A 13,446-nucleotide genomic window follows, 5' to 3' on the forward strand; every position below is an offset into this window, starting at 1 on the left:
AACGGCAAAACTTGTCTTTTACATTTTAGGAGGATATTTTATGCTGCGCTTTTTAATGAAACACAAACTTTTATACATGCTCCCGATCGCTTATGGATTATACAATCTGGCGTTTAAGGACATCTCTATTTTTTGGTATATGTATACTTTTGCGTTATTGATATTGATGTCAGCCGCCGTTCTGTTTGGTGAAATCCAGGAAGAAATGCGGACCTGGAAATCCTTTGCTTACGGCATTGCTGCAGCTATTGCCATGTATCTTATACTGTTTGCAGGCTACCATCTGCTGCAAATGCTGGGTGTCGGATCAGCTTCTTCCACCGCTGATTTCCTAGCAATTTTTACTCCGGCTTCGGTCTGGCATCTGTTACTATTGATGTTCATTGTTGTGCCGGGCGAGGAATTATTTTGGCGGGGATTTGTTCAGCAGCAACTCAAGCAATATGTACCTGCTTCTATAGCTATTCCGGTCGCATCGGTTCTTTTTGGCCTGACCTTATGGCTGGCGGATTTCTGGCCGGGCATTTTCGCAGGAACGGCGGTCGGCTTAGTGCTCGGTTATCTCTACGAAAAGAAAAAAAGCATGCCCGCACTTATCATCGCCCATCTAATATTAATGCTGTTAATTTTTATTGTTTTTCCTTTTTGAAAAGAAAAGCGGAAGTGCCTGTTGAGCTCTGACAGGCAAGAGATGGAACAAATGGAATTTGGTCCATCTCTTTGCGACGAAGCTAGCGCAGCGATGCAACGCATTTTCATGTCTCGAAGCTAGCGATAGCGATGCAGAGACAGGAGCAATATGGTTTTAGACGATCTGGCGAAGCGGCGTGTTTTCAGCCGCACAGCCAGAGTGGCTTATGACCCGAAGAGCTAGGCGCTGGAGTCTGGACAGTGTTAGAAAAGCGGAAGCGCCCGTTTAGCCCCGACAAGCAATAGATGGCTCAAAGGTAATTTGAGCCATCTATTTGCGACGAAGCGCGCAGCGATGCAGGAGCAGCAATAAGTAGTTATAAATTGTAATGGCCTTCTTTGCCATTAACGGTAATGCTGAAGCGACTCGAGGGGCTGGGCGCTGGAGTCTGGACAGTTAGAAAAGCGGAAGTGCCTGTTCAGCTCGGGAGACTGGAAAGAGATATATTTCTTTCGAAGCTTTGGTAAACAAAAAAATATTTACTTATTTTTAAATAATAATGAAACGATTTCCATTTTCATGCGTCTACTTTATAAAGGGAGTGAATTTAATATGAATAAAAAATTATTTTTTGCAGCATCTGTATTGGCACTTAGTGGTTTAATGGCTGCCTGCGGGTCGGACGAAACATCTGAAAACACCACTCAGGACACAGCCACTGAAACTGTACAAAATGAAAACGAAACCGCAACTTCAGAAGAAACTGCACCGGAAGAAAGCACTGAAGCTGAAAGTGCTGATCAGGAAGAAGCCACAGAAGAACCTGCCGAAGAGAGCGCAGAGCCAGCACAGGAAAACTCTGTTGCAACTGAAGGCACATTGACTGTCAGTGAATCGCAATCATACGAATTTTATTTATTGCCAGGTTACGAACTGACTGCTGAAGAGCCCAACAAAGACGTGATCTTTTCATCTGAAAATGACGAATTGTTTATGCGTGTTGAGACTTTCAAACCCGAAGAAGCGGATTTCGCATTCGCCAACGATTCCATCCAACAAACTTTGAAAGCTGCGAACGAAGGTGCCGAGCTGACAGAGTTACCGGCTTTTGAAGAAGCTGAATTCAAAAGTTCAGCTGTTTATGAAATCCCTACAGAAAACGGTAAAGTTACTGGTGCAGTCTTTGAAAAAGAAGGTTTGATCGTTAAACTTACAATCTTTGATCTTACCGACGCTGGAGTTACAGAAGAATTCCTTAATATGGGCAAAACGATTACTGCTGAATAACGAGCAATTGTTTTACCTCGATAGACGCTGCAAATTAGTTATAAGCAAAAGAAAACCGGCTATCCTGGAATTTCAGGATAGCCGGTTTTTTCAATCAATAGGACAAATCTTTAATGGAAAGCCCCAATTTCTTCATCAATTCGATAGCTGTGTCTTTTTCTTCCGGTGACAACGCATCTGTTAAATCATGAAGATGTTTTTCATGTTCCGGAAAAATGCGTGCCATAAATTCTTTTCCTTCTTCGGAAATTTCGGCATAGGTAACCCGACGATCTGTCGGGCAGTTAACCCGGGTAATATACCCGCGTTTTTCCAATTTATCAATTACATACGTAATTGAACCACTCGCAAGCAGTATTTTTCCGCCGATTTTCTGAAGAGGCTGTTTTCCTTTATGGTAAAGCAATTCCATAACGGCAAATTCTGTAGGATTTACCCCATTGGCTTGAAAAAACTGATTGGCCTGTTCGGAAATTGCTTTATGTGCTCGTGACATGACAATAAATAATTTTAAAGATCTTTGTATTTCTTCATTCATACTATCCACTCTTTTCCACTTATTAAACGCTATAAATTAGATTATAGCCTTTTTCCAAGAAAATGGCATCTCCAGTGTTTCACCTTAAATATTAACCAATAATGACACGTTCCTTCGGATAATGGAATTTGGTCGGATCGGTTTTGCCTCCGATTGTAAACAGGAAGGAAATTAGCCCGACTCGTCCTATGAACATCAATACCATAATCGTCAACTTACCGAAAGAAGAAAGATCATCTGTAATACCAAGAGACATTCCACAAGTTCCGAATGCACTCGTTATCTCAAAAATAATTTCAATTGCCGATGCTTCCGGTTCAGTGATGAACAAAATCATTGTGGAAACAATGACCATAAATACAGCAAGGATAATCACTGCATACGAACGGAATACATCAATCAACTGAATTTCCCTTTTGAAGATTTGAATCGTATTCTTGCCTCTCGCAAAGTTAATCAGGAACAAGATGGCGATGGCCAGGGTGGTTGTCCGAATACCACCACCGGCAGAACTTGGTGAAGCTCCGATGAACATCAGGACACTCATGAATACATTTGTAGCCTCATCAAATTGGGTGATATCAAAAGTTACCAGCCCACCGGACCTTGAGGATACCGAGTGGAAAATTGCTGCAAACAAGCTTTCATGCCACGACAAATCCTTGAATGCTCTGAAGGATTCAAGAGCCAGTATCCCTAACGTCCCAACTGCCAGCAGAATACCAAACGTGCTGACAGTGATTTTTGTAAATAAGGAAAATCGGAAATTTTTATCTTTATTCGACAAAAATTCCTTCAGCTCAATCAATACCGGGAAACCGATTGCTCCGAGTATGATAAGCATCATATTGATCACCTGGACAAAATAATCATTGAAATATGGCACAAGCGATGCACCGGTAATATCAAATCCACCATTTGTCGTTGCGGTGACTGATGCAAAAACGCCCTGCAGCAAAGCTTCTCCAAACGTATCGTAAAATTGCATGAAATAAAGCGTAAGGATAATTGCACCAATCAGTTCGATCAATAGCAGAATCGAGATGATGTTGCGAATCAGCTTGACCACCCCAGCCATGCTCAATTGGTTATGGTCAACCATGATCAATTGGCGCTCGCGGAGACCGATCCGCTTTCCTACCAATAGCCAGAAGAAAGTTCCGATCGACATGATGCCGATGCCTCCCAGCTGAAGTATAATCATCAGCAGCACAATGCCAAAGACTGTGTATGTCTCCGAAATATTAATTACTGTCAGGCCTGTGACACTAACGGCACTTATGGCGGTAAAGAGTGTATCGATCAAAGGAATGCTGACTCCATCCTGATGAACCCCTGGAAGCCTCAGTAAAAGGAAAGACATGGCGATTGCGGCAAAATAATAAGCGGCAATTGCCTGTGCTGGTGTTAGATTACGAATTTTTTGGAACGATTTATTCATATGCTGGAAATCCTTTCGACTTCGGTTATCTACCTATTCTAAGTAAACTATTTGAAAAAAGAAAGGGAAATCCGAAATTCCCCTTTTATGCATTCAAAAAACAGCAGAAAAGTACTTTCTGCTGTCAGGATTTCACTCTTTCTTATTTTTCTTTTTAGTGTCATTCTTTGGCTGGTTCAATGTACCATTCGGCTGTGCAGAATTAGTTTTCACTTTTGAATCTTGCTGTCCGGAAACTGCCGGTTTTGATTTTTCTTTATTATCCTGCGCTTTTGAAGATTTTCCTTTGTCGTCCCCTTTGTTATCCTTCTTTTTTTGCTGGCCGGGAGCCTCTTTAACTTCTTTTTTTACAGGAGCTCCATCTGTTTTAGTATTGGTTTCTTTTTTAATTTGGCCGGGAGCTTCATAGCGCTTCTCCTGTCCTGGAGGATTAGGATTCCCTTTTTCAGCAGCTGGTGTTTCTTTGCGTTTTTCCTGGCCCGGTGGTACTTCTTTTTCTTTTCCAGAAGGGCTATTTTTAACTTGGGCGTCAGCTTTTTCTTTTTCTTTTTCTTTTTCTTTTTCTTTTTCTTTTTCTTTTTCTTCTTTAACTTTAACTTGTTCTTCTTTCTTCTCAGCTTTCTCAGCTGATTTTAATTCTTTTTTTATCTGTTTATCACTAGCAGGTTGATTTTCTTTTACGTTAGGGAGTTGGCCGTTTTTTTCTTTTGCGGGCTTGTCTTCAGCTTTGTCATTCTTCAGATTTTGTGAGTTATTGATCAATTGTCCGACTGGCACACTTTTTTCCACTGAAGTTCTCCATTGCTTTTTCGAAGCTTCCTTCAGCTTGACTGTAACATTTTTGGCCATCGCTTTAGCGGAAATTGCCATAACAGAATCTACGACCGCCTCATCAGCGACTTCATCTTCGTCGTCTGCCACAGTTGTAATAACGATTTCATCAGTAGTCGACTTCATTGACAAGGCAATCACTTCATCAAGCACCTCTTCGAGCGGATGATGTTCCCATTCTCCAAGTTCTCCTATCAATTCACGCCCATCATCGTTTAATTCCCTGACGGATACAACTTCATATTCCTTATCAATTCCCAGCTCTATTCCCGGATTGACCTGAATCTGGACATAAGCAAACGCTTCCTGTCTTGGCAACAGTACAGACAGGAACAAAACAGCGACTGCCAAAGCAGCGGTAACAGGCGCCCAAAACGGTTTCCTGGTTTTATGCTTATTCGTTGAAGCAAGCTGTACAGGGTAGAATAAACCTTCTTCACCCACAGCTATTTTCCCTGCGGGCCGGCCTTGGACAAACTCCCCGTTTTCCCCCATAAAAACGGAAAACTCTTCATTGAATTCGATACACAGTCCTTTTTGCATTCTCATCAACGCAACCGCCCCTTTAGATAGTCCTTTAAATAATGCAAATCACTCATCAACAATAAAGCGACCGCAATTATGTATTTTCTATTGCGCTCGATCGTTTTTCGCGATACCTGCACCAGTTGCTCTATCTCTTTAACCGGCAATTTCTTTTTTTGAAGCAGATACTGCTTATATTCTTCTGTTTCTGTAACCAATTGTGCAATCTGTATCGCTGTCGTCCTGGCGTCTTCATGGGAAGGCGACACTTTCACCAGATCCTGGAAAGACATTCCGTAACCGGAAAGCAATTTTTCATATTCAGCAATCTCTTCCCGGCGAACAGCTGCTTGCTGATGCTCCGAAAAATCTTGTATCGAAGCTGAAGTATCAATGCCGCTGTGAAAATCCTCTGCTTCAGATAATCCTTGAAAATCATGCACAAACTCTTTCCTGCCGGCTTCTTTGCGAATGAAATCAATAACTCTTCTTCTGATGACCATGTGTGCAAACGTCAAAAAAGATGCATTCTTTTCCTGATTGAAGCCGTTAACCGCTTCATGGAAAGCTGAGAGTGCAATACTGAACTCTTCATCGTGGTCATTGATGAACCTCTTGCAAACTTGCCCTGCCGTTTTTTTCATAAATGGCGAATATGACACCAGCAAATCTTCCATTGCCTGCTTGTCTCCATTTTGGGCTTGAACTGCCAATATTTCAGCATTATTTTTATCACCGCGGCCAAAATAACCAGCCAATACTGACAGCAGCATGCGGTTCACCTCTTTTCATACTTTCTCATTACTATTGATTGTAACGAGAATTGGAAAAATTGAAAAGAATGAACAATTCCTTCTATAATAATGATTCGTCAGGAGTACCCAATTTATGGGGGTCTAAACTATAAAACCTCAATTTATTCCAAAGAAAAAGAGGGCGTCTTCTCTCGAAGATGCCCTCTTTTAATATCTCAGTTGTTTTCAGCTTCTTTATTCTTTTTCAAACCGACAAGCGCGCCAACTACAACAATTCCTACCAGGACGATCCAGAATGTAATTGTCCATGGTGTTGAATGCGGGAAGTCATGTGGCAAAATGCCAAGCTTTTCGTGTGACAAAGTCATCACGAGCAACTTCACGCCGACCCAGCCGACTACAACAAATGCAGCTGTTTCCAATTGAGGATATTTTTCCAGCAATTGAACGAATTTATGTGCAGCAAAACGCATGATGATAACACCGATTAAACCACCGGCGAGCATGACAGCGAATTGTCCCGAGTTTATGCCTCCGATGTCTTCAAGGCCAAATACATTCAGATGCGGCAATGTTACAGCCAGTGCTACTGCAGCAAGCATCGAATCGATTGCAAATGCAATATCAGCCATTTCGATTTTCAGAACCGTCATCCAGAAACCTGAACCTTTTGTCGCCTCGGGTTCAATGGAGTGTTCCTGCCCTTTTCGCTGATCGTAGATATGCTTAAATGATATAAACAATAAATAGGCGGCACCTAATGCTTGGATTTGCCAGATATTCACCAATAACGTAATCATGAATAATGCGGCGAAACGGAAAACAAATGCTCCCGCCAAACCATAGAACAAGGCTTTCTTTTGTTGCGCTTTCGGTAAATGTTTTACCATTACCGCCATTACCACTGCGTTATCCGCAGCAAGTAAGCCTTCCAGACCGATCAGGACCAGCAGGACCCAGGCATACTCCAATAATATTGCACTATCCATCTTTTCTTCCTCCTGTTTTTTGCCAGCAAAAAAGACCTTCACCTGAAAAAAGGCAAAGGTCTCGCTAAGCAATTAAAATCGCTATCACAACCGATGGCTGTTAACCATGTACTGACGACTGTGAAATAGGTTTCCCTACAGCTACTCCCCTTTGACATCTGTCAAAGTAAATTTAGTTGTAATTTGAGTATAGCACCATTTTTTTGAATGTAAATATCCTACTGGATTGGAATATGAAATTTTTTGTCATTTTTATGTAATTTATAAAAAGCCACCATTTCCGGCATGGTTTCCAGGAAATCTGCACATTGAATTCCGCTTCCTTTTAGGAGTTTCTCTGCTCTCGATGTATCAAAAGAAGCTGGCCAATCCATATAATCCAATGTTTCCATTTCAACTCCGAGCAATTTTCTCACAGGTTTATTTTTCAATCCGATAACAGCCATTTTTTTCGGCAGCCGCCCTTTCGGAGTTTTTCCAGCAAGATGAAATACCATGGAACGATAAACTTCCTCTACCGGATGCGGGTTAGGATCTGTCAAATGGACCGTCTCACCCTCAGCGGCAGCCAATACACTCAAATAAGCAGAAGCTTCAAGTATATAGTCGATTGGAACAACATTAATATAGGAGGACGATTTTCCGACATACGGTATGATCGGCATTTTTCGGATCCGGTCAATCATATTCAGAAAAAAATACGGTCCATCAAATTTGATAGTCTCACCAGTTTTGGAATGGCCGCGTACAATTCCCGGGCGGATAATAGTGACCGGATATTCTTTTTTCATATCTTCGACCAGCACTTCCGCTTCAAACTTTGTTTCCTCATAAAAATTCTTAAACTTTTCCGGTCGGATCAGTTCATCTTCCCGCAGGATCCCTTCACGGTTACCTGCAACGTAAGCTGTACTGAAGTACATATATCGCTCTAGGCCTGGAAGACTGGAAACAAATTCATTCACTGACTTTGTCCCTTCCACATTCACTTTCCAAGCCAAATCACGCGGCACGGCCAAATCATAAATTGCGGCAAGATGCCAAAAGATGATCTTTTTATTTTCCAGAAAGGTTTGATCTTCTGCCGCAAGTCCAAGCCCCTGTTTTGTAATATCGCCCTCCATAATGCGCAGGGCTCTGCATCCTGTCTCTTCCTGAATGCGCAAAGCTTCCTTTTCCGCCTTTTCACGCTCTGATTCCAATATGATCGCTGTGATTCCTAATTCCGGATTCTGCTCAATCGATTTGCGGATAAGCTGGCTCGCTATAAAACCCGGAAATCCTGTAAACACTGCTTCTGTCAATTCAATTCCCCCTAGTGATATGATTGGTAACTTAAAAGCGGCTCTCGGTTCCCGTTAATGGAGTCCACTTATATCTCCACTTCCAATTATACTAAATATTCCAATAAAAAACGCAAAAATAAAAAGCAAGCCGCTTGCAGGAACATTCGCTCCTGCATCGCTGCGCTAGCTTCATCGCAAAGAGTCGGCTGTACCTCATTCGGCTGACTCTTAGCTCACTTTTTATTCATCAATCTTGTTTCTTTATCAAAAAGACTATAGACAATCGGCACTACATATAAAGTAAGGAATGTGGAACTGATTAAACCGCCAATTACAGCTATCCCCATCGGCTGGTTGATTTCCGTACCCTCTCCGATACCGACGGCAAGCGGCGCCAACCCGAGAATTGTAGTCAATGCAGTCATTAGTATTGGACGCATTCTATCCCTCACCGATGTGATAATGGCATCGTAAGACTCCATTCCACTTTCTTTGCGTTTATTAATATAGTCCACAAGCACAATCCCGTTATTTACGACGATTCCGACCAGTACCAGTATCCCTATGACAGCGGTAATACTGATTGGTGTCTGAGTCACAAACAAGGCAATTGCAACACCGATTACCATGAGCGGCACAGTGAACATGATAACGAATGGATATTTGAACGATTCAAATTGAGCCGCCATAACCATATAGACAAGAACAACTGCCAATAGTACAGCCATAATCATGTCATTGATGGCGTTATCGAACAGTTCCCGGTCTCCGCCAAAGGTAATCATGGTTCCGTCGTCGAGATTCAGATCCTCAAGCGCTGCATCCACGTCATTAGACATATCACCCATGGTGACATCCGACTGGTGCTGCAATGTGAACGACACACTTCCTGCCTGATCGACACGCTGTATGCTTACCGGTCCCTGTGCAATTTCGATTTCCGCAAGTTCCTGCAATTCAACAAAAGTACCGGATGGCGTCCGGAGACTCAGTTCCTGCAGTTTCTCATAACTGTTACGGTCTTCCTCTTCAATTTCCACAAACACGGCAATAACTTCATCCTGCTCATTTATCAACTGGATCGCCTGTACCCCACGGGTAATATTATTCACTGCCTGAGCAATCTGAGCAGGAGCCATGCCGTATTCAGTGGCAGCTTCGCGGTCAATCGTCATCTGAATTTCATCGATCGTTTCATCACGGTCATTTGTCAATTCGGTAACAGAAGACAAACTGCTCAGTGATTCGCTGATTCTTTCCACAGCTTCATCAAGTCTGACAGGATCTGTGTCCGTTACAGTGAAAGACAATGTATTCGGTGTGGAACCTGCCGCCGTTTGAAGATTAAATCCGACTTCGGCACGATCACCCACTTTTTCAAGAACATCAGGTTGGACGTCGTCAACAAATTCAAATACGGAGCGTTCACGATCATCCAACGGAACCAGCTTGATATAAATTTCGGCTACATTGGCCTCCGAGGAACCTTGCGCCTGCCCTTGCTGGGTAGTTCCTACAAGGCTCACATACACATCCACATCTTCTTCTGCTTCCAGCTCTTCTTCGATTATTGTAACCACTTCATCTGTTGCAGTTCTCGATGCGCCGTTTTCAAGTTCGACTGAAACACTGACGAACCCTTCATCCGTAGCCGGCAAGAATTCAGTGCCTACTTGGGAAACGCCAAACGCCCCAATGACAAGAAACATTAAAGTAATCAATAATACAAGTATGCGGTGGCGTAATGCCCATTTGATGGTACGTTCAAAATTCTTGAGCCCTTTTGATCTTCGTTTCCTCGCTTCCATATTGCCTTTCGGTTTTTTCAGCATTCTGGAAGCGAGCATCGGAATGACAGTCAATGCTACCGCCAATGATGCAAACAAACTGAATGAAATCGTTAGGGCAAACTCAAAGAATATCTCACCTATCAGCCCAGAAATGAAAATTACCGGTACAAATACGGCAACAGTAGTCAAGGTGGAAGCGGTTATGGCTCCAGCCACTTCCCTCGCTCCGTCAGCTGCCGCCTTTTTCGAAGGCTTGCCCATTGCCAGATGCCGTTCAATATTTTCTATGACGACAATGGCATTATCGACTAGCATCCCGATGCCAAGCGCCAATGCGCCGAGTGTCATAATATTTAATGCAAAATCAGCAAAATACATTAAAACAAACGTAACGATGACGGAGTATGGAATAGCGATACCGATAATAACCGGGCTCTTAACTCCACGCAAGAAGAAAAACAGTACAAGCATCGCAAAAATACCGCCAAAGATTAAAGTCTGCCCGATATTTCCGACGGCAAGTTTTACATAATCTCCCTGGTCAAAAAGAATATCGGCTTCTACCGCGCTAAACCGCTCTTCTTCCAACAGTTCATCCAGGCGTTCCTGGAAAGCCGTCGAAACATCCGCCGTATTCGCTCCAGATTCCTGAAGAGCCGCGAGAAGAACAGCGGGCTCCTGATTGGCCCGTGTTTCGCTGTTGCGATCGCGTTCAGCCAGTGAGACATCTGCAACGTCGCCGATTGTCAGATTGTCACCGTTAAGGGGATCCACTGTTACAACAAGATCAGCTATTTCTTCAGAGCTTGACAGCGTGCTGATAATCCGCGTTGTCAGATTGCGGCCGTCTTCACTTTCAATCGGTTCACCAGGCATGGAAACATTGCTTCCCTGTATGACCTGCACAATATCCGATTGCTGCAGTCCATTCTCTTCCAGCAATTCCTGATCCAATGAAATTAATACATCTTCTATTAAAGTTCCGGAAATATTTACGTTTGCCACACCTTCTGTCTGCAGCAATTCAGTCTCCAACTCTTCCGCAAGAATTCTGATATCAACATCTGATTCGGTTGCCCGCAATGATAATTGCAAAATCGGGAATTGCGAAGGGTCGAACTTAAGGAATTGAGGCGTTCCTGCATCATCTGGCAAGAATGTTTGGTCGATGCGCTGCAAAATGTCGCTTTGCACATCATCAATATCGGTGGACCAGTCAAACTCCAGAAGAATGAAATTCGAACCTTCCTGGGAAGTAGACTGAATCGATTCGATGCCAGGCAGTGTCGACAGATTCGCCTCCAGCGGCTTTGTCACTTTTTCATTGACTTCTGTCGGACTTGCTCCGCTGTAGCTGGTTACAACCACCCCTATCGGTGGATTCAATTCAGGTATTAAGGTCACCGGAATTCTTAGAAATGATACTGCACCCAATATAATGACCAATAGCATGGTGACAGTAGTCAAAACCGGTCTTCTTATCGAGAAATCACTTAGTTTCATCGTGTCAAACCCTCTCTGTTACTTCGTTCTTTTATCATAAGAAAAACTGCCTGCCACCGCAAACTTAAACCTTTGGAATGAATTTGGATATAAGTAAAATGTGAACAGGATATTCTTATTTGATTCACAAAAAAAACCTGCCTTTTGGCAGGTTCTGAAATTTCTTTTTGGTTAGATGGATAGGTTCTTTGCGGTAACGTTACTTTTTATAATAAGCTGTACAGCCGGATTCCCGGATTTTTGTCCTGGAACCAGCGTGTGGCAAATTCATTTTCGAACAGGAATACATAGTTATCAAAACGGTCTTTCACCAGCATTGAACGACTGCTGGACATGGACTCTTTAACGTCTTCTTCGTTTTCGATCCAACGGGCAATTTTGGAACCGATCGGCTCCATCCGAACTTCCACATTGTACTCATTTTTCATGCGGTGTTCGAAAACCTCAAACTGCAATTGGCCTACAGCACCAAGAATGACTTCTTCCATATGAAGAGTTTTATAATATTGGATAGCACCTTCCTGCACAAGCTGAAGGATTCCTTTATGAAAATGCTTTTGTTTCATGACGTTTTTTGCGGTCACTTTAACAAATAATTCAGGTGTAAACTGAGGAAGGCTTTCGAATTGAAATTTCTTACCGCTAGTAATCGTATCACCAATTTGGTAATTTCCAACATCATGCAGACCGATAATATCTCCCGCAACTGCTTCAGCAACCATTTCCCGGTCATCAGCCAAAAATTGTGTAGTCTGTGAAAGACGGAATGACTTTCCGGTCCGAGCTAAGGTAACATTCATTCCTTTTTCAAATTTCCCTGACACAATGCGGACAAAAGCAATGCGGTCGCGATGAGCAGGGTTCATATTGGCTTGGATTTTAAAGACGAAACCTGAAAACGGTGTTTCCACCGGATCGATAATATCTTCTTCCTGCGTCATTCGCGGTTGCGGTGAAGGAGCGAATTGAAGATAGGTCTCCAAAAACGTCTGAACACCGAAGTTGGCAAGCGCACTGCCGAAGAAAACAGGTGTCAATTCTCCTCTTTTCACACGGTCATATGAAAACTCGTTGCCGGCTTCATCGAGTAATTGAATATCTTCCATAGCCTGCGTATAATATGATGAATTTTTCATATCATGGTCAACTGCCAGTTCGCCGTCTTCATCGATTGGCAAAAATCTGTCGCCTTCGCTGCGGAAAGGTTCGACCCGTTTGTTGAACCGGTCATAAATACCATGGAATTCTTTCCCCATGCCGATTGGCCAATTCATCGCGTAAGACTGGATTCCCAATACTTCTTCCAGTTCTTCCATCAATTCCAAAGGTTCTTTCCCTTGGCGGTCCATTTTGTTGATAAAAGTAAAAATCGGAATGCCGCGCATTTTACAAACTTTAAACAATTTAACTGTCTGTGCTTCAATACCTTTTGCGACGTCGATGATCATGACAGCGCTGTCCACCGCCATTAATGTGCGGTAGGTGTCTTCACTGAAATCCTGGTGACCCGGTGTATCAAGAATATTGACGCGGTTGCCATCGTAGTCAAACTGCATGACAGATGACGTAACGGAAATTCCCCGTTGTTTTTCGATTTCCATCCAGTCAGATGTAGCAAATTTCCCGCTCTTTTTCCCTTTGACTGTACCTGCATCACGAATAGCTCCACCGAACAGCAAAAGCTTTTCGGTCAAAGTCGTTTTCCCGGCATCCGGGTGGGAAATGATGGCGAAGGTTCTTCTATTTTCAATTTCATTTTTAATTTGGGCTGACATGTTTTACGCTCCTTTAATCTACTCTCTTCATATTAGAGAAGGAAATGTGAAAAAACAAGAAATAATAACCTATACCACAAAAAAAGAAGCCGCTG

General features: G+C 42.9%; 10 protein-coding genes. 2 read left to right on the forward strand and 8 right to left on the reverse strand.

The window, feature by feature from the left end:
• Nucleotides 1-40: 40 nt before the first annotated feature.
• Together DP120_RS07485 and DP120_RS07490 are read left to right on the forward strand one after the other, a co-directional pair.
• Nucleotides 41-649, forward strand: a complete 609-nt coding sequence (locus tag DP120_RS07485; protein WP_112223016.1) for a CPBP family intramembrane glutamic endopeptidase — start codon at nt 41-43, stop codon at nt 647-649.
• A gap of 594 nt (nt 650-1,243) precedes the next feature.
• Nucleotides 1,244-1,918 carry a hypothetical protein gene (locus tag DP120_RS07490; RefSeq protein WP_112223017.1) on the forward strand — a complete coding sequence of 225 codons (675 nt, stop codon included), beginning with the start codon at nt 1,244-1,246 and terminating at the stop codon, nt 1,916-1,918.
• Between the two features lie 94 nt (nt 1,919-2,012).
• Here the strand turns inward: DP120_RS07490 and DP120_RS07495 are convergent, their stop codons facing one another.
• The 8 genes from DP120_RS07495 to DP120_RS07530 form a co-directional block, all read right to left on the reverse strand.
• Nucleotides 2,013-2,456 carry a MarR family winged helix-turn-helix transcriptional regulator gene (locus DP120_RS07495; RefSeq protein ID WP_112223018.1) on the reverse strand — a complete coding sequence of 148 codons (444 nt, stop codon included), beginning with the start codon at nt 2,454-2,456 and terminating at the stop codon, nt 2,013-2,015.
• Between the two features lie 91 nt (nt 2,457-2,547).
• Nucleotides 2,548-3,897 (reverse strand): TrkH family potassium uptake protein, encoded by a 1,350-nt coding sequence (locus DP120_RS07500; RefSeq protein WP_112223019.1) that lies wholly within the window; start codon nt 3,895-3,897, stop codon nt 2,548-2,550.
• 132 nt (nt 3,898-4,029) lie between these two features.
• On the reverse strand, nt 4,030-5,277 hold the full coding sequence (locus DP120_RS18385; protein ID WP_112223020.1) for an anti-sigma-I factor RsgI family protein: 1,248 nt from the start codon (nt 5,275-5,277) through the stop codon (nt 4,030-4,032).
• Nucleotides 5,277-6,026, reverse strand: a complete 750-nt coding sequence (gene sigI / locus DP120_RS07510) for an RNA polymerase sigma-I factor (RefSeq protein ID WP_112223021.1) — start codon at nt 6,024-6,026, stop codon at nt 5,277-5,279. The genes DP120_RS18385 and sigI overlap by 1 nt, the downstream gene beginning before the upstream one ends.
• A gap of 197 nt (nt 6,027-6,223) precedes the next feature.
• Nucleotides 6,224-6,997 carry a TerC family protein gene (locus tag DP120_RS07515; protein ID WP_112223022.1) on the reverse strand — a complete coding sequence of 258 codons (774 nt, stop codon included), beginning with the start codon at nt 6,995-6,997 and terminating at the stop codon, nt 6,224-6,226.
• Between the two features lie 218 nt (nt 6,998-7,215).
• Entirely contained in the window at nt 7,216-8,301 is a 1,086-nt protein-coding gene (locus DP120_RS07520) for an SDR family oxidoreductase (protein WP_112223023.1), read from the reverse strand.
• Between the two features lie 215 nt (nt 8,302-8,516).
• Nucleotides 8,517-11,576, reverse strand: coding sequence for an efflux RND transporter permease subunit (locus tag DP120_RS07525; protein ID WP_112223024.1), 3,060 nt, complete (start codon nt 11,574-11,576; stop codon nt 8,517-8,519).
• A gap of 206 nt (nt 11,577-11,782) precedes the next feature.
• Nucleotides 11,783-13,351 (reverse strand): peptide chain release factor 3, encoded by a 1,569-nt coding sequence (locus DP120_RS07530; RefSeq protein ID WP_112223025.1) that lies wholly within the window; start codon nt 13,349-13,351, stop codon nt 11,783-11,785.
• Between the last annotated feature and the right edge of the window lie 95 nt (nt 13,352-13,446).

The organism is Planococcus halotolerans (genome assembly GCF_003289955.1).
GTDB lineage: Bacteria > Bacillota > Bacilli > Bacillales_A > Planococcaceae > Planococcus > Planococcus halotolerans.